At 68.3% G+C, this 20,354-nt stretch carries 17 protein-coding genes; 5 read left to right on the top strand and 12 right to left on the bottom strand.

Annotation, left to right across the window (positions count from 1 at the left end; all coding sequences use genetic code 11):
* Nucleotides 1–144: 144 nt before the first annotated feature.
* The 5 genes from narI to Q4A20_RS02440 form a co-directional block, all read right to left on the bottom strand.
* Nucleotides 145–939 carry a respiratory nitrate reductase subunit gamma gene (gene narI / locus Q4A20_RS02460; RefSeq protein WP_303119845.1) on the bottom strand — a complete coding sequence of 265 codons (795 nt, stop codon included), beginning with the start codon at nt 937–939 and terminating at the stop codon, nt 145–147.
* A complete protein-coding gene (narJ, locus tag Q4A20_RS02455; RefSeq protein WP_303119864.1) occupies nt 936–1,742 on the bottom strand; it encodes a nitrate reductase molybdenum cofactor assembly chaperone in 807 nt (268 codons plus the stop codon). Before narJ ends, narI begins: the two co-directional genes overlap by 4 nt.
* A 4-nt stretch (nt 1,743–1,746) precedes the next feature.
* Nucleotides 1,747–3,348: a nitrate reductase subunit beta gene (narH, locus tag Q4A20_RS02450; RefSeq protein WP_303119842.1), complete on the bottom strand. Its 1,602-nt coding sequence runs from the start codon at nt 3,346–3,348 to the stop codon at nt 1,747–1,749.
* A complete protein-coding gene (locus Q4A20_RS02445; protein WP_303119839.1) occupies nt 3,348–7,151 on the bottom strand; it encodes a nitrate reductase subunit alpha in 3,804 nt (1,267 codons plus the stop codon). Before Q4A20_RS02445 ends, narH begins: the two co-directional genes overlap by 1 nt.
* Before the next feature lie 90 nt (nt 7,152–7,241).
* On the bottom strand, nt 7,242–8,570 hold the full coding sequence (locus Q4A20_RS02440) for an MFS transporter (RefSeq protein WP_303119836.1): 1,329 nt from the start codon (nt 8,568–8,570) through the stop codon (nt 7,242–7,244).
* 407 nt (nt 8,571–8,977) lie between these two features.
* Here Q4A20_RS02440 and Q4A20_RS02435 point away from each other — a divergent pair, with 407 nt between their 5' ends.
* Both Q4A20_RS02435 and Q4A20_RS02430 read left to right on the top strand, forming a co-directional pair.
* Nucleotides 8,978–9,568: a molybdenum cofactor biosynthesis protein B gene (locus Q4A20_RS02435; protein WP_303119833.1), complete on the top strand. Its 591-nt coding sequence runs from the start codon at nt 8,978–8,980 to the stop codon at nt 9,566–9,568.
* Between the two features lie 190 nt (nt 9,569–9,758).
* A complete protein-coding gene (locus tag Q4A20_RS02430; protein WP_303119830.1) occupies nt 9,759–10,904 on the top strand; it encodes a hypothetical protein in 1,146 nt (381 codons plus the stop codon).
* A gap of 57 nt (nt 10,905–10,961) precedes the next feature.
* Here the strand turns inward: Q4A20_RS02430 and Q4A20_RS02425 are convergent, their stop codons facing one another.
* The 3 genes from Q4A20_RS02425 to glp all read right to left on the bottom strand — a co-directional run bounded on the left by Q4A20_RS02425 (nt 10,962) and on the right by glp (nt 13,746).
* Entirely contained in the window at nt 10,962–11,639 is a 678-nt protein-coding gene (locus Q4A20_RS02425) for a molybdenum cofactor guanylyltransferase (protein ID WP_303119828.1), read from the bottom strand.
* Entirely contained in the window at nt 11,636–12,217 is a 582-nt protein-coding gene (moaC, locus tag Q4A20_RS02420) for a cyclic pyranopterin monophosphate synthase MoaC (protein ID WP_303119825.1), read from the bottom strand. The genes Q4A20_RS02425 and moaC overlap by 4 nt, the downstream gene beginning before the upstream one ends.
* A gap of 164 nt (nt 12,218–12,381) precedes the next feature.
* Nucleotides 12,382–13,746: a gephyrin-like molybdotransferase Glp gene (gene glp, locus Q4A20_RS02415; RefSeq protein WP_303119821.1), complete on the bottom strand. Its 1,365-nt coding sequence runs from the start codon at nt 13,744–13,746 to the stop codon at nt 12,382–12,384.
* A gap of 214 nt (nt 13,747–13,960) precedes the next feature.
* On the opposite strand from glp, the gene Q4A20_RS02410 reads away from it, so the two are divergent.
* Nucleotides 13,961–14,449 (top strand): molybdenum cofactor biosynthesis protein MoaE, encoded by a 489-nt coding sequence (locus Q4A20_RS02410; protein ID WP_303119818.1) that lies wholly within the window; start codon nt 13,961–13,963, stop codon nt 14,447–14,449.
* Nucleotides 14,450–14,536: 87 nt separating this feature from the next.
* On the opposite strand, the gene Q4A20_RS02405 is transcribed toward Q4A20_RS02410, so the two are convergent.
* From Q4A20_RS02405 to Q4A20_RS02395, 3 genes are all read right to left on the bottom strand, one after another.
* A complete protein-coding gene (locus tag Q4A20_RS02405; RefSeq protein WP_303119862.1) occupies nt 14,537–14,827 on the bottom strand; it encodes a MoaD/ThiS family protein in 291 nt (96 codons plus the stop codon).
* Between the two features lie 259 nt (nt 14,828–15,086).
* Nucleotides 15,087–16,172: a GTP 3',8-cyclase MoaA gene (moaA, locus tag Q4A20_RS02400; protein ID WP_303119815.1), complete on the bottom strand. Its 1,086-nt coding sequence runs from the start codon at nt 16,170–16,172 to the stop codon at nt 15,087–15,089.
* Nucleotides 16,173–16,185: 13 nt separating this feature from the next.
* A complete protein-coding gene (locus tag Q4A20_RS02395; RefSeq protein WP_303119812.1) occupies nt 16,186–16,488 on the bottom strand; it encodes a DUF2249 domain-containing protein in 303 nt (100 codons plus the stop codon).
* Between the two features lie 113 nt (nt 16,489–16,601).
* Here Q4A20_RS02395 and Q4A20_RS02390 point away from each other — a divergent pair, with 113 nt between their 5' ends.
* On the top strand, nt 16,602–17,984 hold the full coding sequence (locus Q4A20_RS02390; RefSeq protein WP_303119809.1) for a hypothetical protein: 1,383 nt from the start codon (nt 16,602–16,604) through the stop codon (nt 17,982–17,984).
* Nucleotides 17,974–19,521, top strand: coding sequence for a multicopper oxidase domain-containing protein (locus tag Q4A20_RS02385; RefSeq protein ID WP_303119806.1), 1,548 nt, complete (start codon nt 17,974–17,976; stop codon nt 19,519–19,521). Before Q4A20_RS02390 ends, Q4A20_RS02385 begins: the two co-directional genes overlap by 11 nt.
* On the opposite strand, the gene Q4A20_RS02380 is transcribed toward Q4A20_RS02385, so the two are convergent.
* The gene (locus Q4A20_RS02380; RefSeq protein WP_303119803.1) at nt 19,511–20,308 is read right to left on the bottom strand and encodes a metalloregulator ArsR/SmtB family transcription factor; all 798 of its coding nucleotides are present in this window, start codon (nt 20,306–20,308) and stop codon (nt 19,511–19,513) included. The two genes, Q4A20_RS02385 and Q4A20_RS02380, sit on opposite strands and share 11 nt — an antisense overlap.
* Nucleotides 20,309–20,354 lie beyond the last annotated feature (46 nt).

Below are 20,354 nucleotides of genomic sequence, written 5' to 3'. Positions count from 1 at the left end.
ACACACCCACAACCGGAAGAGCCGGAACTTCCCCACAATCACGCAGAACGCCTGGAAACTCCACAGCGGCGGGCCCCTATGAATAGCCCTCCCGGTCTCTGTGTGTAACTGGTGACGGTCTCGGTGATGGGGAGGGGATGAGGACTAGGCGCCCTGGGAGGGGGTGAGATCGTCCGCTCCCTGGTTGCCTGTGCCCTGGGTACGCACCGGCAACCAGCCGCGGCGCGGCGGCACGGTGGAGGTGACGCCCGGGCGGGAACGGTAGACCACGTAAGGCCGAGTCACATACCCCACCGGTGCGGAAACCGCGTGGACGAGTCGGGTGAAGGGCCAGACAGCGAACAGCAGCAGACCCGCCACCACGTGCAGCTTGAACACCCCGGGTACGTCCCCCATCAGCTCCGGATTCGGGTGCAGGGCGAAGATCGAACGGAACCAGGGACTGATCGTCTCCCGGTAGTCGTAGCCGCCGTCGGCGCCGCCCAGCAGCTGTGTGGAAAGCGTCGCCCACGCGCCCAGGCACACGGGCACCAGCAGCAGCACGTACATGAAGATGTCGTTCCGTGTGGTGGCCAGACGCACCGACTTGACCACAATGCGCCGGTAGAGCAGGCCGGCCAGGCCCACCAGCGTCATTAATCCGGCCAACGATCCGGGTATCACCGCCATCAGGTGGTACACGTGCTCGGGGATACCGGCTGCCTCGGTCCAACTCTTGGGGATCACCAGTCCCATGAAGTGGCCCAGCGCCACCAGCAGAATCCCGAAGTGGAACAGGGGAGAGGCCCAGCGCAAGATGGCCGACTCCTGCCACTGCGAGGACCGGCTGGTCCACCCGAACTGATCGTTGCGGTAGCGCCATATCAACCCTGCCACCAGCAGGATTAAGGACACGTAGGGAAGGGCGGTCCACAAAACCGCCGACTCGAAGGTGTTCATGGCTGCTCCTGGTTACTGGCGGGAGTGAATCCGGCCGGATGCGTCGACGGGCCGGAGGACGACGGCGGGGCGACGCCGGTGGCGTCAACGGGCTCTGACCGCGGCGGTCGGCCGACCGCCGCCACGGGCGGCATGCTCGGGAAAGGCAGGGTGTCGGTGACTCCCACCGTCTCGGTGGGCGGGCCGGCCGCCACTAAGGCCCGTACCCGCTTCGCGGTGGCGGCATCCACCGGCTCCAAGGTGGCGACGACGGCGTCAAGCAGCCGAGCGTACGGGGAGGCCGCGTCGGTCAGGGCTCGGCGCAGCACCTCCAGGCCGTCCCGGTGCGAGGACAGCAGCAGGTCGGCGACCTCATCACCGCTGCGGGCACTCAGCTCCAACACCACCGGCAGGTAGTCGGGCAGCTCATCGCGGTCCAGCTCGTAACCGACGGCAGCCAAGGCCTGCTTGAAGGCGATCAGGGCGGCCCCCCGGTAGCGGGTGTCGCCGACGGTGTAATAGCTCAGGTACAGGCAGCAGCGGCGCCGCCGGTCGAAGACCTCCACATAGTGTTCGGCCAGGGCGCGCGCACCCCGCGTCCGAGCCTGCGCCACGAATTCCGCCAGCGGCCGGGCAGCCGCCTCGGGCAGCGCGGGGGCGGTGGCCAGGGCCGCGGCGACGGCGTCGAGCCGCTCGTTGAAGGTCGCCTCGGCGGGGTAGTCGAGCAGCAGTGAGACGCTCATATGGACGATTGCCCGCCCGGCGGCGTCGATCCCCACCGCGGCGGTCGCCGCCGGCCCCATACCTGCGCTCGTCTTCAACATCATGTCAGCGGCCCCCGACCCGGTCGGCCGCACTCACTTTGACGCCGGGGCCCGCCGCCGGCACCGGGCTACGGCGCACCGTTGGCAGCGGTAGCGTGACCGGCCCGTCCGTGCCCCGCCCGACGGCGGAGCCGCAGGCGGCCGGGGCGCCCTCACCCAACAGGGTGCGCACATCCTCGCCCATGGCGGTCATGCCGCGCGGCACCTCCGGGCTGGCGGTGGGGATGACATAGCGGTCGTCATACTTGGCGATTGCCAGCAAGCGGTACATTTTCTCCAACTGCGCCCCGCTCATACCGACGGCGGCGGCGATGGCCGGATCGGCCTCACGTCCGAGCCGAACCTCGCGCATGTGTGAGCGCATGGCCGCCAGGCGCCGCAGCACCAGTTCCACCGCACCGGTGTCCCCGGCGGTGAACAGGCCCGCCAGGTACTCAAGCGGGATGCGCATCTCGGACACGGCGGTCAACAGCACCCGGTGGTCCTCGCCGTCCAGGCCCGCGGCGGCCACCTCATCCACTACCGGCGACAGCGGCGGGATGTACCAGACCATCGGCATGGTCCGGTACTCCGGGTGCAGTGGCAGCGCCACCCGGTAGGTGGAGATCAGGTCCCACACGGGGGCGTTCTGAGCGGCCTGCACCCACGAGGCGGGCACACCCGCCTCCCGTGCGGCCCGCACCACCTCCGGATCGTGTGGGTCCAGCAGGATCTCCCGCTGCGCCGCATACAGGTCCTGCGGGTCGGCGACGGCGGCCGCCTGGGAGACGCGGTCGGCGTCGTACAGCAGCACCCCCAGGTAGCGCAGGCGCCCCACGCAGGTCTCAGAGCAGACGGTAGGCTGCCCGGCCTCCAGCCGCGGGTAGCACAGGGTGCACTTCTCCGCCTTGCCGGTGGCGTGGTTGAAGTAGACCTTCTTGTACGGGCAGGCGGACACGCACATGCGCCAACCGCGGCAGGCGTCCTGATCCACCAGCACGATGCCGTCCTCGCTGCGCTTGTACATGGCGCCGGACGGGCAGGCCGACACACAGGTGGGGTTCAGACAGTGCTCGCAGATGCGCGGCAGGTAGAACATGAAGGTCTGATCAATCTCGGTGGCGATCCTCCGGCCCATGCCCGCCACGACCGGGTCCTCCGCGAGGGTTTGGGGGGAGCCGCCCAGGTCGTCGTCCCAGTTGGGACCCCACTGGATGGTGGGCATGTACTCGCCGGTCAGTTGGCTCTTGGCCCGCGCCACCGGAATGTTGGGGGAGTCCTTAGGGGCGGACAGCAGCCGGTCGTACTCGTAGGTCCACGGCTCGTAGTAGTCCTGAACGCCCGGCAGGTCCGGGTTGGCGAAAATCTGCGCGAGGCGGCGCAGCCTCCCGCCGGAGCGGGGCCGCAGCCGCCCGCCGGCGGTGCGCTCCCAACCGCCGCGCCAGCGGTCCTGATCCTCCCAACCCTTGGGGTAGCCGACGCCGGGGCGCGTCTCGACGTTGTTGAACCACATGTACTCGGTGCCCTCGCGGTTGGTCCACGCCTGCTTGCAGGTGACCGAGCACGTGTGGCAGCCGATGCACTTGTCCAGGTTCATCACCATGGCGATCTGAGCCATCACCTTCATCAGAAGGTCACCTCCTGGTTGGTGCGACGACGGATCAGCGTCACCTCGTCGCGGTTGTTGCCGGTGGGGCCGATGTAGTTGAAGGCGTAGGACAGTTGGGCGTATCCGCCCGCGAAGTGACTGGGCTTGAGCACGATGCGGGTCAACGAGTTGTGGGTACCGCCGCGGTGCCCGGAGGACTCGGTCAGCGGCGTGTTCATGGTGCGATCCTGGGCGTGGTGCATGAACACCGTGCCCTCGGGGATGCGGTGGGAGACGACCGCCCGGGCCGCCACGATCCCGTTGCGGTTGTAGGCCTCCACCCACTCGTTGTCCCGCACGCCGATCTTGTCCGCGTCCGCCGGGCTCATCCATATCGTCTGCCCGCCTCGGCCCAGGGTCAGCATGTGCAGGTTGTCATAGTACTGGGAGTGAATCGCCCACTTGTTGTGGACCGTCAGGTAGCGCACGGCCACCTGCACGGCGCCGTCGGGCGTGGTACCCACCTGCCCGGGGGCGGCCTCCCCGTACAGGGCGGCGAAGTCCAGCGGCGGGCGGAAGGACGGCAGCGACTCGCCCATGTCCCGCATCCAGTCGTGGTCCAGGTAGTAGTGCATGCGGCCGGTGAGCGTGTGCCACGGCTTGGCGTGCTCAACATTGACCACGAAGGCCGAGTAGCGCCTGCCCCCGTGCTCCGAGCCGGACCACTCCGGGGTGGTGATCACCGGCTGGGGCCTGACCTGGGTGTCGGCGAAGGTGACCTGCTTGCCGGCCTCCTCCTCGCTGAGCTCCACCAGCGGGGTACCGGTGCGCTGGGACAGGGTCCGCCAGCCCTGGGTGGCCAGATGCCCGTTGGTGGCGCCGGACATGTGCATTACCGCGTCTCCCGCCCGGATGGGGGTGTCGATCAGCGGGCGGCCCGCCGCCGCGCCAACGCCGGTGCCGTGAGCGCGCCGCAGCCGCTCCATCTCCCGCTCCGGGTGCAGCATGATGCCCTTGGCTGGGATGCCGGGGGACTCCACCAGGGGGCCGACGGCGTCGAACTTGTTGCGGATCTGGGTGTAGTCCCGCTCGATCGGCACCAGTTTGGGCATGGTCACACCCGGCACCCACGCCTGCGGCAGGGCGGACACATCCCCGTGCGGCATGGTCATGGCGTCCGGGGTGTCGTGGGTGAGCGGGGCGGCGACGACGTCGGTCTGGGTGCCCAGGTACTTGGGCGCCCAGGCACTGACCAGCTCTGCCAGCTGCTGGTAGATGTCGAAGTCGCTGCGCGCCTCCCACGGCGGGTCGATCGCCAGGTTGAAGGAGTGGATGAAGGGGTGCATGTCTGTGGTGGACAGGTCGTACTTCTCATACCAGGTGGCTGCCGGCAGCACGACGTCGGAGTGCAGCGTGGTGGAGGTGTTGCGGAAGTCAGCCGTCCACATAAGGTCGAGCTTGCCCTGGGGCGCCTCCTCCCGCCAGGTCATGGACGCCGGGCGGCGTCCGGCGGGGGTTTCGGTCGCGTTGACATCTCCGCCGGAGCCGACCATGTGCCGCAGGAAGAACTCGGTGCCCTTGGCAGACGAGCCCAGCAGGTTGGTGCGCCAGGAGGCCAGAATGCGGGGGAAGTTCTCCGGGGCGTCCGGGTCCTCGCAGGCGAAGCGCAACTCGCCCTTGGTCAACTGGTCGACGACGTAGTCCTTGGGGGCCATGCCCGCGGCCGCGGCCTGCTGGCCCAGCAGCAACGGGCTGCGGTCGAAGGTCGGATAGGAGGGGGTCCAGCCGCGCCGCATCGCCTCTACCAGCGTGTCGGAGGCGGTCTTGCCGGCCAGGGTGCCGGCCCCCAGGGGTGAGGCGATTCGGTCGGCCGGGGTGTCGTCGTAGCGCCACTGGTCGGTGGTCAGGTACCAGAAGCCGGTGGAGATCATCTGGCGGGCGGGCCGGTGCCAGTCCAGGGCGAAGGCGAACTGCGACCAGCCGGCGATCGGGCGGACCTTCTCCTGCCCCACATAGTGTGCCCAGCCGCCGCCGTTGACGCCCTGGGTGGCGCACATCGAGGTCAGTGCCAGCAGCGTCCGGTAGATCTGGTCGGCGTGGTAGTAGTGGTTGATACCGGCACCCATGACGATCTGGGAGCGGCCGCCGGACTCGATGGCGTTGACGGCGAAGTCTCGCGCCACCCGGATGGTGGACGGTCCGGGTACCCCGGTGAGTTCCGCCGCCCAGGCGGGTGTGCCCGGGACGGTGGCGTCATGATAGTCGGCGGGCCACTGACCGGGCAGCCCGGGGCGGGACACCGCATAGTCGGCCAGCAGCAGGTCGTAGACGGTGGTGATCAGACGCCCGTCGGGCAGGCGGGTTGCGGGCACGCCGCGCCGGATCACTCCGCCTCCGACGGATCCGGTGGGCGTCTGGGAGCCGGGCAGGTCGAAACGGGGCAGCAGGATCTCCGTGGGCTCGACGACGGCGCGCGCCGGCGCGGTGCCGGCCGGGGAGGATGAGACTGCCACGCCTTCGTCGGCGAGTTCGGCGATGGACATGATCGGGTCCACGCCCTCCATGAGCAGGTTCCACTTGCCCTCGCCCTCGGGGGTGAAACGGTCGGCGAGCGTACCGCCCGGGTCTGCGGGGCCGCGCTCGCGGTCCCATACCAGCGGGCGGAACTCGCCGCGGGGCAGGTCGTCGGCCACCCCGTCCACGCCGTCGGCGGTGACGAAGCGGCCCGGAACCGTTCCGGAACCATCGGGGGAGGGGACCAGCTCCACCAGGAACGGGGCGTCGGTGTGACGGCGCATGTAGTCCAGGAAGAACTTCTCGCGCCGCCCGACGTGGAACTCGGACAGGATCACGTGCCCCATGGCCATGCCCAGCGCCCCGTCGGTGCCGGGGGCCACCCGCAGCCACTGGTCGGCGAACTTGGTGTTGTCGGCGTAGTCGGGGGAGACCGCCACGACCTTCTGCCCGTGGTAGCGGGCCTCGGCCATGAAGTGGGCGTCCGGGGTGCGGGTCAGCGGCAGGTTCGAGCCCCACATGATCAAGTACTGGGCGTTGTACCAGTCGCCCGCCTCGGGCACGTCGGTCTGGTCGCCGAACACCTGCGGGGAGGCCGGCGGCAGGTCCGCATACCAGTCGTAGAAGGACAGCATGGTGCCGCCGATGAGCTCGTGGAAGCGGGCGCCGGCCCCGTAGGAGAGCATGGACATGGCCGGGATGACGGAGAAACCGACGCAGCGGTCCGGCCCCCAGGTACGGATCGTGTGCACGTAGGCGGCGGCGATGAGTTCCATCGCCTCATCCCAGCCGACGCGCACCATTCCGCCGCGCCCGCGCGCGGACTTGTAGGCGCGGGAGGCCTCCGGGTCGCCGGTGACCTCGGCCCAGGCGGCCACGGCGTCGCCGTCGTGCCGCCCGCGGGCGGCACGGAAGGCGTCCAGCAGGACGCTGCGCACGTATGGGTAGCGGATGCGGGTGGGGGAGTAGGTGTACCAGGAGAAGGCCGCGCCGCGCGGGCAGCCGCGGGGCTCGTACTCGGGCATGTCCGGCCCCGTGGTGGGGTAGTCGGTGATCTGCTTCTCCCAGGTGATCACGCCGTCGGTGACGTAGACCTCCCAGGCGCAGGAACCGGTGCAGTTAACGCCATGGGTGGAGTGGACCATCTTGTCGTGGCTCCATCGGTGCCGGTAAAAGGAGTCGGCGTCGCGGCCGCCCTCGAGAAACAGCCTGCGGGCGTCGGCGGAGGCCTCGCCCCGGCGCAGGTAGGAGCCCAGGGTGAACAGTCCCGGGGCATTTTCAACCCTGGCGTCGGGTCCGGGAACGATCGGGGCGGCGGGTGTGCTCATCGCGGTTCCTTGACGTGTGTAGGCGGTATGTAGGAGCGGTCTGGCGAGCCGGGTGCGCGGACGGCGTGTCCCGCGTCGTCGTCGGGGGCGTCAGCCGGGCCGCTTGGCGGACGGGCTCGCGTAGCGAATCCAGCAGATGACGGCACACACCACGCAGAAGGCGGCGCATCCGTAGAAGAACGTGGAGGTGGGCATCAGGGTCAGGGCGATGCCCACCAGGAACGGCCCGAGCGCGGCCACGGCGGCGGTGAAGCCGATAGCGCCGCCGGCTTGGCGTTTGGGCATGATCATGGGCATCTGCTTGAAGGTGGCGGCGTTACCCACCCCGGCGAAGAAGAACATGGCCAGCAGACCGATCATGAATACACGGAAGTCACCGGCGTCGTCGGCGGTGGCCACCTGCCAGCCGCAGAAGCCCATGGTGACGGCCATGCCGACGGCTGACACGAAGGTCCAGATCGCACCTCCGAAGCGGTCGCACAGCGGCCCCCAGGCGAAGCGCAGGAATGAGCCCAGCAGTGTGCCGATGAAGGCGTAGGAGGCACCCCTGGGCAGGTCGGCGGCGGCGAGCGTCTGCGCCAACGGGGAGGAGGCGCCGTAGTTGTTATTGATGATATTGGCGGTCTGTGCGGCGAAACCGGAGAAGATCCCGAAGGTCATGATGTACAGGACCGTCATCAGCCAGGTGTCGATGTTTCCGAAGATGTCCAACTGCTGGCGGATATTGGCCTTGACCGGAACATCTTTGATGTAGACGAAGGCCAGTGCCGCCGCGATCAGCGACCACGGCAGGAAGAAGACGGTGGCGTTGAAGACCCGGGGGGCGCCGTCGGCGTAGGGGGCTATCCATGTCAGCCCCAGCAGGCCGGTACTCATCAGGAACGGTGCGGCCAGCTGGATCACGCTCATGCCCATGTTGCCCAGGCCGCCCTGCAGTCCCAGGGCCGTGCCGGACAGACGCTTGGGGAAGAAGAAACCAGTCGATGGCATGTAGCCGGAGAAGGTGGCGGCGCCGATGCCGCAGGTGAAGGACAGCGCCAGCAGGGTGGCGAAGGAGGTGTCGGGGTGCTGTACGGCGAAGAACCAGCCGAGCATCGGGAGCACGTAAAGCAGGGATGACCAGCCGATCATCTTGCGGGAGCCGATAGTGGCGGGCAGGAACATGTAGATCAGCCGCAGCGCCCCGCAGGACAGGCCCGGCATGGAGGTGATCCAGTAGATCTGGTTCTTCGTCAGCTCGAAGCCGATCTCGTTCAGTCGCGGGGCGACGGCGCTGGGAAGGAACCACACCGTGAATCCGAGCATCAGTGAGAAGGTGGTGATCGCCAGGGTGCGCCAGGCGATCGGCGCCGACCAGTGGTCCGGCTCCTCCGGGTTCCAGCCGGCCAACACGCGGCCGGAGGTGTCGAGCTGACTCATGATGCTGTGACTCCTGGGAAGTAGAGGACTTAGTGACCGCGAGCGGGCCGGGGGCGACCCCGACGTCGTCTCCTCCGGGAAGCGCTCCGGGAGGCCTGTTCATATTGCATGAGCGGCGGGTCCGTCCGGGCTTGGCTGGACTTTTCGGCTTGTCTCCGCGGCATCGCGCGAATGTTTTGATACGGAATGGGCCGTAATAAGCAAGAGGGCTGTGGCCTAATGCATAAGCGACGGTGAGGTGGTCGTCTGGCCTGGTCGGTGCGGTTCGTGCCTTGCTGTGCTCGGGATGTCGGGCAGTGTTGCGGTTAGGCGGGGCGGGGCTGGGCGTGTTGTGCGGTGTCGGCGGGAATGGGCGGCGCCGTAGCCGGCTCCGACGTCGAGCCGTGATGCGGACTACGGTGTGGGGCATGAATGAGCTGACGCCGTATACTTCCACTACCGGGCCGGTTTCGGGGGCGGCCGCGCCCAAGGCTGAATCTGTGCGCCAGAAGGGGCTGCAACCGCTGGCCGAGCCCGTCAAGGGCGCTGTCATCACCGTGTCCGACCGCTGCGTGAGTGGCGAGCGTGAGGACGTGTCCGGTCCGCTCGCATCGCGGCTGCTGGGTGAGCACAACGTCATCGTCGACGCCGTGAAGGTGGTTCCCGACGGCGTGGAGCCGGTGCGTACTGCCATCCGGGAGGCCATTGCCGCCGGTGCCCGGGTCGTGTTGACCGCCGGCGGCACTGGCGTCACCCCGCGGGACCTGACTCCCGAGGGCACCGCACCGCTGTTGGCGGTGCGACTGGAGGGGATTGAGGCTCAGATCCGGGCCTACGGACTGACCCAGACCCCGCTGTCTAGCCTGTCGCGCGGACTGGTGGGGGTCACCAGTCGCGACGCAGACGGCGCGCTCGTGGTCAACGCCCCCGGGTCGCGCGGCGGTGTCAAGGACACCATAGCCGTGGTAGGGCCGCTGGTGCCGCACGTGCTAGAGCAGTTGGGTGGCGGCGACCACTGACCCTCGCCCCCTCAACGCCGAGTTCGGTAGATGTTACGTGCCGAGTTCGGTAGATGTTACGTGCCGAGGTCGGTAGATACGGGTGTCGCCGCCCATCACCAGTATCCACAGGGATTGTTCGCCACAACCCGGCATGGGCGTATCCACAGGTAGCCGGCGTTAAGCCGCCCAACTCTTGCACGCTGTCCCCATGGATAACGAGATAATCCCCAGCAAGCCGCAAAGCGCGATTCCGGCGGCACTGGTGCGGCGTTCCACCGTGGGGCGCAGTCTGCTGGAAGACGGGGTCGATTCGGGCCGACTCGCCCAGATACGGCGAGACGTCTATGTGCACGTCGCCTGTGACGTCGCTGGTTGGGAGCAACGTGTCGCCATTCACAACGCGATGCTCGAAGCCTTTCGAGCCGACGCTCTTGAGGGGGTGGTGGTGCTTGAGAGCGCTGTGGTCCTTCATGGTGGCCTGACCTGGCGCACGCCCCAGTCGCTGCATCTAGCTGTCTCATATCGGCCGACGGGTTTGCAAAGACCACCGACGCGACGCGACCCTACGCGTCCGCCCAGTCGAGACCTTGGGCCGCTTGATCGCCGTCGGGCACTTGCTAGCCGTCCCGTCATCAGACACCGTTTCTCTGTCTCAGACAAGGACGTCGTCATGATCAGCGGGGTGCGCGTGACCGGGATCGAACGCACCATCGAGGACTGCGCCCGGTATTTGGAGCCCGACGCTGCATTGGTAGCCGTCGACTCGCTACTCGCCGTGGCCTCGGGAGCTCTGCCGGGCGCCGGTTTCGAGCGTTCCGGGCTTGACGACGTCGATCGCCCTTGGGACCGTGCCGAAGAGATCAACCGTGCGGCGGCTGGCATACGGACACGCGTGTTGGCGCGGTTGGACGATCGGGTCGGGGAGCGCGGAGTGCGGCGTGCTCGCGCCGTCGTTGGGGCCGCCACGCCCTGGAGCCAGTCCCCGTATGAGACTGAACTGCGCCGAATCTGTCTGGTCAACGGAATCATTGCGCCAACCCCACAAATGCCACTGCGTACCGCGACGAACACGTGCTATGCAGATCTCGGCTGGTGGAGCCTACGCAGGGTCGCCGAAGTAGATGGCCTGATCAAATACTTGCACGATGCCAATGGCGCCACGGCTAGACAGTCCGTGCGCGATGAACTCTTCGAGGAGCGAGGTTTTGAAATTGCGCATTTCTCACCGGACGACGTACTTGACTCCGGGCGGGCGCTCGACATGCTGCGCGCTCTGCTGCCCCGGACGGCATGTGAGGAACGGCCGATCGCCGGCCTGCGAACCAAGCGGGAGCGCTCGCGGGTGCAAAACTGAACCATGTGTAGCCACGGCTGCGCTTCCGCCATATCGACCGACTTCGGCACGTAACTTCTACCGACCTCGGCGGGAGGAGTAGGCGCGGATGTCTTCCCAGGTGTCCAGATCGCGGGCGGCGCGGGCACACTCGCCTCCCCTTTCGGAGACGTCGACGTGAATCAGACTCAGCCCACTCATCACCCGCCGCACCGCCACATTCCGCAGACCCGTGCCTACGGGGGCCACCGCCGTAACCAGCGCGACGGTCCGATACACTCCCAGCAGGTACTGCACGTGGTCGTCCGCTATGACGCAGGCGCCGTCGGCTCCCGTGCACTCCTTCAGCGCGTTCACCAACTCCGGTAGGAGCCGCCCCGACTCCGGGGCGTCGCAGGTCAGGACAGCGGTCAGGCGTCCGCCGGCCGTGTCACCCGTATAGCCGGTCTGCCCTGCCTCCGGTTCTTCCTCTGAGGTGGCCAGCCGTGCCAGCCCGGCTGCAATACCCGCCACCGGCCCACCCAACGGCGGATCCTCCAGCGCCCGTAGCACTCCAGACGGAACCGATACCGTAGGCGGCGCCACCACAACCACCCGGCCGGGCGGCAACTGAACGCGCACGTAGTCAATCCCGCTCAGCACGTGATCGAGCATACGGGCGCCGCGAACAACCACGTCCGGCTTCGACGCCCCGCCCAGGCGTTTACCGGTGCCTCCGGCGAGCACCACGACATCCAGTTGCCCTACCTGCGTCAATCTTCCTCCTGATCTGCGCTATCGCGATCACTCGCCGGCGCGGCATGCCCGTCCCCGGAGCCATCTTCTGAACGCAACCAATCACCGGAGCGACCACCGGACTTCGAGGTCACCCTGGCCTCGCGCAGGGCCACGTCCCGATCCACGCCCTTGACCATGTCCACCAGCGCCAGACCCGCGACGGTGGCCGCCGTCAGCGCCTCCATCTCCACTCCGGTGCGGTCCGCGGCACGCACCATCGTCGCGATGCGTACACCTCCGTCATCGATGTGCAGTTCCACGCTGCAGGCGTGCACCCCGATGACGTGCGCCAGCGGCAGCAGTTCCGGCACACGTTTGGCTGCGGCGATTCCGGCGATGCGTGCCACCGCGAGCGCATCGCCCTTGGGGACGCCATTTTCGCGCAGTGCGGCGACTATCGCCGGAGAGCAGGCCACGAAGGCGGTCGCAGTTGCCGTGCGAACGGTGGGCTGCTTGGCAGACACGTCCACCATCCGCGCGGCCCCCGAGTCATCCAGGTGGGTCAGGCGGAGGGGGCGGCCGGCGGCGTCCCCGGCGGGCGCAGGAGTATCAGTCATTGCGTTGTGGTGAGTGTCGGCATGTGTGATGGAATCCGCTGGCGTTCCGACGCCGGGGTCATCCGTGGACGTACTCCTCCCGGCGGGGGCGGGCTTGCGATGGAACAGGCGCATGTGTCTCCTTGAAGTGGGACTTGGAAGTTCAATGGTCGGACAGGTTGCTGCTAACAGGCCGAGCCCGGCACCGGAGCTGCGGGATTCGTCAGCGCGAGCAGACGGACCGGATCTCCGACGCCGACCGCATCAACATCCGCATCAACCACCGCCAGGGCCTGCGCCGCCGACAGTGAGGCGACCAGATGGGAGCCGGAGCCAAGCCGGTGCGACGGCGCCACCCAGATGGTGCCCGACGGTGCCCCTGCGGGCGGCGGATCCGGCGGGTCGACCAGGCGCACTGGCATATGCTGCCGGCGCCCCCGGGGGCTGCGCCACCCGACGGCGGCCCGCGCCGTTGTCTGTGCGCCGCCGACCCGGAGTGGGTGCAGCTCGGCAGCCGCGGCGTGAGCCGACAGGCGGGCCAGGGCGGGGACGACGATCGTCATGAAGGACACGAGTACGCTCACCGGGTTGCCCGGCAAACCGATTACCGGCACTATCCGCCCGTCCCCGGCCTGAATCGACCCGTACCCCTGCGGCTTACCCGGCTGCATCGCCACCTTAGCGGTTGCCAGGTCGATGCCGCCTCCGGCCGGTCCCGCGGCCTGCCCCCGGGCGGCTGCCAGGGCGGCGAAAGGATCATAGACGCCCACCGAAACACCCCCGGAGGTAACGATCAGATCGGCGTCGACGGCGGCTGCGCGTAGAGCCTCGGCCAGCGCCCTAGGCGCGTCGCCGCTGCGGAGGATGGCGGTCGGCCGCGCCCCGTGCTCGGTCACCAGCCCTGAAAGCAGCGGGCCGTTGGAGTCCGGGATGGTGCCGGCAGCCAGGTCCAGCCCCGCATCCGCCAGCTCCGCACCGGTGATGACGATGGCGACGCGCGGCCGGGGTACCGCCCGCACCACGGAGTGGCCCACGGCGGCTACGGCGGCCAGGGCGGTGGCTTTCAGCACCGTTCCCGCCCGCAGCACGACCTGGCCCACGGAGACATCCTCACCGGCGTGGCGCACATTGGCACCCGGTTCGACAGTGGCGCGTACCTCCACCCGCGGGGGCAGCGGGCCCGCGCCAAGAGACTGGTCGGTGTCCTCCACTCTGACCACCGCGTCGGCACCGTCAGGCAGCATGGCTCCGGTCATGATCCGGTGTGCCGTTCCCGCGGCCAGGGATTTCGGCGACGTCCCGGCCGGCACGTCGCCGGTAACCGGCAGGGTTACCGGGGTCGTGTGCGCGCCGACTACGTCAACGGCGCGAACGGCGTACCCGTCCATGGCGGAGTTCGTCCACGGCGGGACCGGAACAGCAGCACGCAAGTCTTCAGCCAACACCAGGCCATGGGCCTGCGCCAGCGGTACCTCGATCGGCTCCAGGGGAGTCAGTGCGCTCAGTACTCGGGCGAGGTATTCCTCGGGCGGCAGCATGGGGGAGGTCATCGCGGGTTCCTTGTCATGCGTTGACGTCGCCGGGCGTCCACGGCGGCTCTTTACCGGATCATCATGCCCTGCGGCCTTCAACGGTCGCACCCCAGTTGCCCGGGGCGCGCAGCCTGGACGCGTGGCGTGTACCCTCCCAGAGGTTCAACGCGGCAGCGTCGTAACCGGACGGGTACGGCGCCGCCAAAACAACAGGTGTTAGGAGGAGATGACAATGACCCATACGAATCCATCCCCCGAGCGCATAGATGCGGACAGTGCCGGCAGCGCCGTATCATCTGTGGCCCGGATCGTATGCGCCGAAATCACCTCCGCATCAATTGACACCGCTGGGCTTGCTGCCACCGTTGCGGATTGGGCCGCCGGCGCGGTCGTCACCTTCGACGGCAGGGTACGCAACCACGACGACGGGCGCGGGGTAAGCGGCATCAGCTACTCGGCCCACCCCAGCGCGAACACGGTGATGGGTGAAATCGCCGCAGAGGCCGCCGACCGTCCGGGACTGCGCGCGGTCGGGATCAGGCACCGTGTGGGCGACTTGGCCGTCGGGGACACGGCACTCGCGGTAGCGGTCAGCGCCGATCATCGCGCCGAGGCCTTCGACGCCGTGCGCGACATCGTTGAAGCAGTCAAGGCACGGCTACCCGTTTGGAAGCAGCAGACCTTCGCCGACGGTTCCACCGCCTGGTCCAACTCGCCCTGAGCTGCCGACTGCTGCTTTTGCGCCGAGCGGGATGTCCCGGATCCTGCCAGTTCCAGGCATCCGCCCGGCTGGGTACCCTTCGCGGGCTCAGCCTCCGGCGAAAGGCGGCAGGACATCTACGCGATCGCGGTCGCGTAGTTCAGCAAGCGAGTCGGCCGGGGCGGACAGCGAGTTGACCAGGTAGCTGGATACGCCGATCACTTTGGCCAGCTCCAGGCCGCGTCCGGCGAGCAATTCTCGCAGTCCTGCCAGGGTCGTGCCCGTGGGGAGTTCTAGCCTTTCCTCCGTGCGGCCGGCGGCGTCGGCCGCGGCGGCGAAGTAGTGCACCTCGATGTCGATCGTGCCGGTTGCATTCGTGTCGGTGCGGGGTTCTGGGATGTCGGGCACGCCTGTGTCCTCGTCTGGTTGTTCATCATGGTCATACCCGCTCCCCGGCCACCGTGTGCCAGCGGGTTGGGGCGCGAGCTCAAGCACCGACTGTATCTGCGCGAATGCCTTGGCCGCTATGCGGTGTCCAGGGCCGAGCGGTAGATACGGCTGCGCGCCTACGCAGATGCACCCAAGGTCCCCTGATGGGCGGGCGAATTGGCCGGAGGCGTCGCGATCTGGCTAAGTAGTCAGGAGCGGCCGAAGCTGGTCAGCCGCCGATGGCGGACATGGTGCGAGTGGGCTTAGTGAAATCTGAGGGCGTCTGCAGATCATCCGCGCCGTGCGCGCGGGGCTTGTTCCAGACGGCCCGCGCCCAGATGCGCGCCAGATCGTGGTCGTCCGCTCCGGCGCGCATGGGGCCGCACAGGTCGACCTCCGCCGTAGCGAACAGGCAGGTCAACAGTCTCCCATCAGCTGTCAGCCGGGTGCGGTCGCAGTCGGCACAGAAGGGGGCCGTCACCGAGGCGATTATCCCGACCCGCCCCGCCGGATAGTCCATGCCGTCAAGGCTCCTGCCGGCGGCCACGTCCCACAGTGCGGCCGGGCGCCGATCGGGTCGACCCGCGGGGGTGAGCACGAAGCCGGCGCGCCGTAGCACCATCAGTACCTGCTCGGCGCTGACGATGTCGTCAGCTCGCCAAGAACCACGTGGTCCCAGGGGCATGTGCTCAATGAACCGGAGCTGCCAACCGCGGCGCAGGCACTCGGTCAGTAGGCGCGGCGCCCGCTCTGCCAGGCTCCCCTGCACGGCCACTGCATTGACCTTAATCGGATCCAGGCCCGCCGCCTGCGCCCCGGCCACCCCGCGCAGCACGGCGTCCAACCGGTCGCGTCGTGTCAGGGTCGCGTACTCCTGCGGATCCAGGGAGTCTATCGATACGTTGATGCGATCCAGCCCGGCGCTGCGCAGTGCGGAGGCTCGCTTGTCCAGGCCCAGGGCATTGGTGGTCAGGCCTATATCTGGTTTGAGTCCGGTGCGCCGAGCGCGCAGTGTGGCAATGGCGGTGACGATGTCCTCCAGGTCGCGTCGCAGCAGCGGTTCCCCTCCGGTCAGGCGGATCCGCTCCACCCCCAGCTGCTCCACGGCCACGCGCGCCAACCGGGAGATCTCGCCCACCGTCAACAGTTGTGGGCCGGGCAGCCATTCGAGGCCGTGCTCCGGCATGCAGTAGGTGCAGCGCAGATTGCAGCGGTCGGTCACCGACAGGCGCAGGTCCCGTACGGTACGCCCGAAGCGGTCCACCAATTGCCCGGGGACCGCTTCGGGCGCGGTGACGACGGCCGAAGCTCTCATGCGGCGATGCTACTCAGCCGACTCGGATGATCTCCACGCGGGCGAATCCGTCTTCGGCCTCCAGCAGCGTGTGCTTGACGGTGATCGGCAGTTGGTCCATCTGCGCCAGCAGCGGCGTGGGCACATGCGGGGCGATCAGATCGAAGCCCTCGCCCACTCGCAGGGAGGAGACCGCTCCGAGCACGGCGGGGTGGCGCAACCGGTGGGGGATGGGGCGCACGTCAAGGGTCATGCGGTCGTCCTGTACTGCGCCGCAGCCACAGCTGCTGTGGGAGTGGTTCTCCTGAATCGGGATGAGCCTGGGGTCTTCACTCACTGATGTCTCCTGATGCATTGGTAGGGGTGTAGGTCTTCCCGGCGGGAACGCGCGGGTGCCGGTGTGCCGCACCTAAGTGGTGGGAACCCCACCATTTTATTACGGTAATAGGCGTGGAAAACAAGGTGGCGGTCGGCCATGCCGGGCGGCGCCCGCCGGCGGGAACGGGCGGGCGGGGCGGCGCGCCCCGGAGGAACAGACGGCGGCGCACACAGATTCGCCGCAACGCCGTCGTACTGGCCTGGTTCGTAGCCGCAGCAGTGCTCACGGTCGGTGTCATCGCCGGGCCCCTGGCCGGCTGGGGCGGCTGGCTGCCGCTGCACGCCCTGCTGGTCGGCGGAATCGGTTCGGCTATCACCATATGGTCCGCTCACTTCGCCGATACCCTGCTGCACCGCCCCGCCCTGGGTGGGGCGGTGCTGCTTGACACGCGTCTGTACGCCCATTGCGTCGGCGCCGTCGCCGTTCTAGTGGGGATCACTACCGAGCGTTCCGCGCTGACGCTGACCGGAGTCGTGCTGGTGGTTGCCTGCGCGTTGGCGGGAGTGGCGGCCATCTGCGTCCAGTACCGGCGCGCCCTCGCCCCCGCGATGGCGCCGCTTGCGATTCACTACCCGACTGCGCTGGTCGCATTGGCAATCGGCGCAGTGCTCGGGTACCTGATCACATGGGCGGACGCGCGCGGAGCGGCCGCGTCGGCCGATGCCCTCTACCTGGCCCACACCACCACCATGGTGATGGGCTTCGTTGGTATCACCGTGCTGGGAACGCTGACGGTGCTGTGGCCGACAATGCTGCGTACCAAAATGGAACCGATGGCGGCGCGCTGGGCTGCCCGCGGTCTGCCGGCGCTCGTGGTCGGCACTGCCGCCACCGCCGGCGCGGGTCTGTGGCGCCCGGCAGCGGCTATTGGTGCGGTGGCGTATCTCACCGGCGCCGCCACCGTGGTCTTGCCCGCCGCCATGACAGCCAGGCGCGTGGCCCCCACCTCTTTCGCCTCCATGAGTGCGGCCGCAGCCGTCAGTTGGCTACTGGCCTGCGTGGGGTACATCGGCACCGGAATCGTCATGGCCGACGACACGGCCGCCGCGCGTGAGGTCATTCATACTGTTCGCGTCGCTCTTGGGGCGGGTTTTGCCCTGCAGATCGTGGCTGCAGCGCTGAGCTACTTGACGCCTGTAATGCTCGGCGGCGGCCCAAGTGTCGCCCGTGCCACTAACGCCATATTGGATCGCGGTGCCACCTATCGGACGGCGACCGCGAACCTGTGCCTGCTGCTTGCTGTAGCGCGGGTGCTGCCCTGGGAGGTGCGGTTGGTCGCCGCGGCGGGTGCCGGCCTGGTATCCGCTTATGTGCTTGTGGGCATCGCCCTGGCGGTGGCGCAGGTGATGCGGGGTACCGGACGCAAGCGTGCCGAGTCGACGCCGAGAGCGGTGGCCGACCGAGCCGCCGGTGGGGCGGTTGTAACCGATGAGAGGGACTTCCATGAACAGTAATCGTGAACTGGACGATGCAGACCGCAATGTGCCGCGAGCCGGCAGGCGGGCGACCCCGGCAGCCGGCCGGAACCCAGATGCGCTGCCGAACCGGGCGGCTGTGACTGCGGGCACCGCTCCCGCCATCGGCCGCGGCAAACGCAACCAGGCAGGTGGGAAGGACTCCCGTGGTGCCCATCTGGACCGGCGCGGCTTACTCCTGGGAATGCTCACCGCCGGAGGGGCTGTGGGAGTCGGTGCCGGCGTCGCCGCCTGGCGCGCCAACCGCGACCCGAGCACCGTCGCGAACGGGGTTGCCGTCACCGGCCGGACTACTGCGGTCACCGTGCAGGTTGAGGGCATGCGCTTCGTGCCCGATACGGTTGATGTGCCTGTCGGCAATCGGCTGGTGCTCACCCTGAACAACACCGGTGACCAGGTCCACGACCTCGTGGTCCAACGGGACGACGGCGCCACCGTCTCCACCGGGCGGGTCGCTGCCGGAGCTGCCGGCGACCTCGACGTCGGCGTGGTGTCGGGTCCACTGGAGGGATGGTGCTCCATCGCCGGGCACCGTGCCCAGGGCATGGTCCTTCACGTCACCGCCTCCGGGCAGGTCGCCACGGCACCCACCGCAGCGACCGCACTTGATCGGGATGGCACGGCCGTTCCCGACTACACCGCTGTTCTCCCCGACGACGTGGCCGCCTTCGATGCCGTCCTGGCTCCCGCCGACATCTCGGCCTCGGTCCACGAGCACACCTTCACGGTCACCGAGCAGACCCTGTACGTGGGCGGCGGTGTCACCCAGCGGCGCATGACGTACAACGGGCGGGCCCCCGGGCCGGTACTGCGAGGCAAGGTGGGCGACACCTTCCGCATCACCCTGCTCAATGACGGGTCTATGAGTCACTCACTCGACTTCCACGCTGGTGTGATTCCGCCCGATGACGTGATGCGCTCCATTGATCCCGGGGAGTCACTCGTCTACGAGTTCACCGCGCAGCGCTCAGGAATCTGGCTCTACCACTGCTCCACCACCCCAATGAGTGTGCACCTGGCTGCCGGCATGCATGGTGCGGTTATCATCGACCCGCCCGGGATGGGGGACGTGGACCGTGAGTACGTGCTGATCCAGTCGGAGATCTACCTCGGTCCGGAGGCCGGCGAGACGGATGCGGACAAGGTGGCCGCTAAGACTCCCGACCTGCTGGCCTTCAACGGTATCGCCTTCCAGTATCGTGATCGGCCGCTCACGGCGGCGCCGGGCGAGCGGGTACGCCTGTGGGTGCTCGACGCCGGACCCTCACTACCGATGTCCTTTCACGCCGTCGGGCTGCAGTTCGACCAGGTCTTCGCCGAAGGAGCCTGGATGCTGGGCGGGCCAGAGGCCGTAGGTGCAGCCTGGTCAGGTGGCGGACAGGCCCTGGGGCTGCAACCGGCCCAAGGCGGCTACGTCGAATGCGTGCCGCCGGCGCCAGGCACATACACCCTTGTCAGTCATGCCTTCGCCGACATGGAGAAGGGTGCCATGGGTTACCTGAAGGTCACCGTTTGAGCGGGTGGTGGGCGGTGCCGTCTTCCGGGTGTGAGTCTGCGGTTTCGGTTTCCGTCGCGGCTGTGACATGACAGCCGTCGGCACACAGGGGAGTCAGCGCGAATCGGCGGAAGGCAGTGGGCGCGCCCTGCTCGCCGGCGGAGTTGGAGGTGTCCTCACGGGATTGGGCGTAGCGCTCGTTCAGGAATCCTTCGTGCATCACGCACACCAGGGGATGCGGTGGACGAGATCCGGTCACCAGGGGGCACGCTTTGAGGATGATGCGTTCGCCGTCGAAGTCGGGGGCGAAGCCCATCAGCGATAAGTGGGGGAGTAGGGCCTTCAACCGTATCGCCGGGTCGGCGGCCTGCGTGGTGGCGGCCGTGGGCTCGGGGGGAGTCAGCCGCGCCCAGCGGCGGCCGATCTCAAGGGCTCGGCTTCGGGCTGACTCGCCGTCGCCGAGTTGTTCGACGACGGCGTCCAGCAGGGCCAGGTAGGAACCGGTCACCTGGGCCGGATCGGGTCCCGCGGGGGCATAGCGCAGGGCGGGGCGTCCCCGACGTCCGGTGGGGTTTGCGGATACGGTGACGAGGTCGGCCTCCACCAGGGCGTCCAGGTGCTCGCGGACGGTGTTGTGGTGCAGGTTGAGCGCCCGGGCCGCCTGTGCTGCGGTCAGCGGGAGAGATGATTGTTCGACCATCTCGAGCACACGAAGACGTGCCTGAGACAACTCCGCACGTGCCGACAGGTCTGCCCAGGCGGGACGTGGCGGTCGCACCGCGGCAGTTGAAGGAGCAGACATATGCATAGGCTAACGCCTGTTTCGGGTCGGTGGTGAGTGGACGTGCTGGCGC

This window comes from Actinomyces sp. (genome assembly GCF_030530635.1).
Lineage (GTDB): Bacteria > Actinomycetota > Actinomycetes > Actinomycetales > Actinomycetaceae > Actinomyces.
This window is presented reverse-complemented; position numbering and strand designations above follow the sequence as displayed.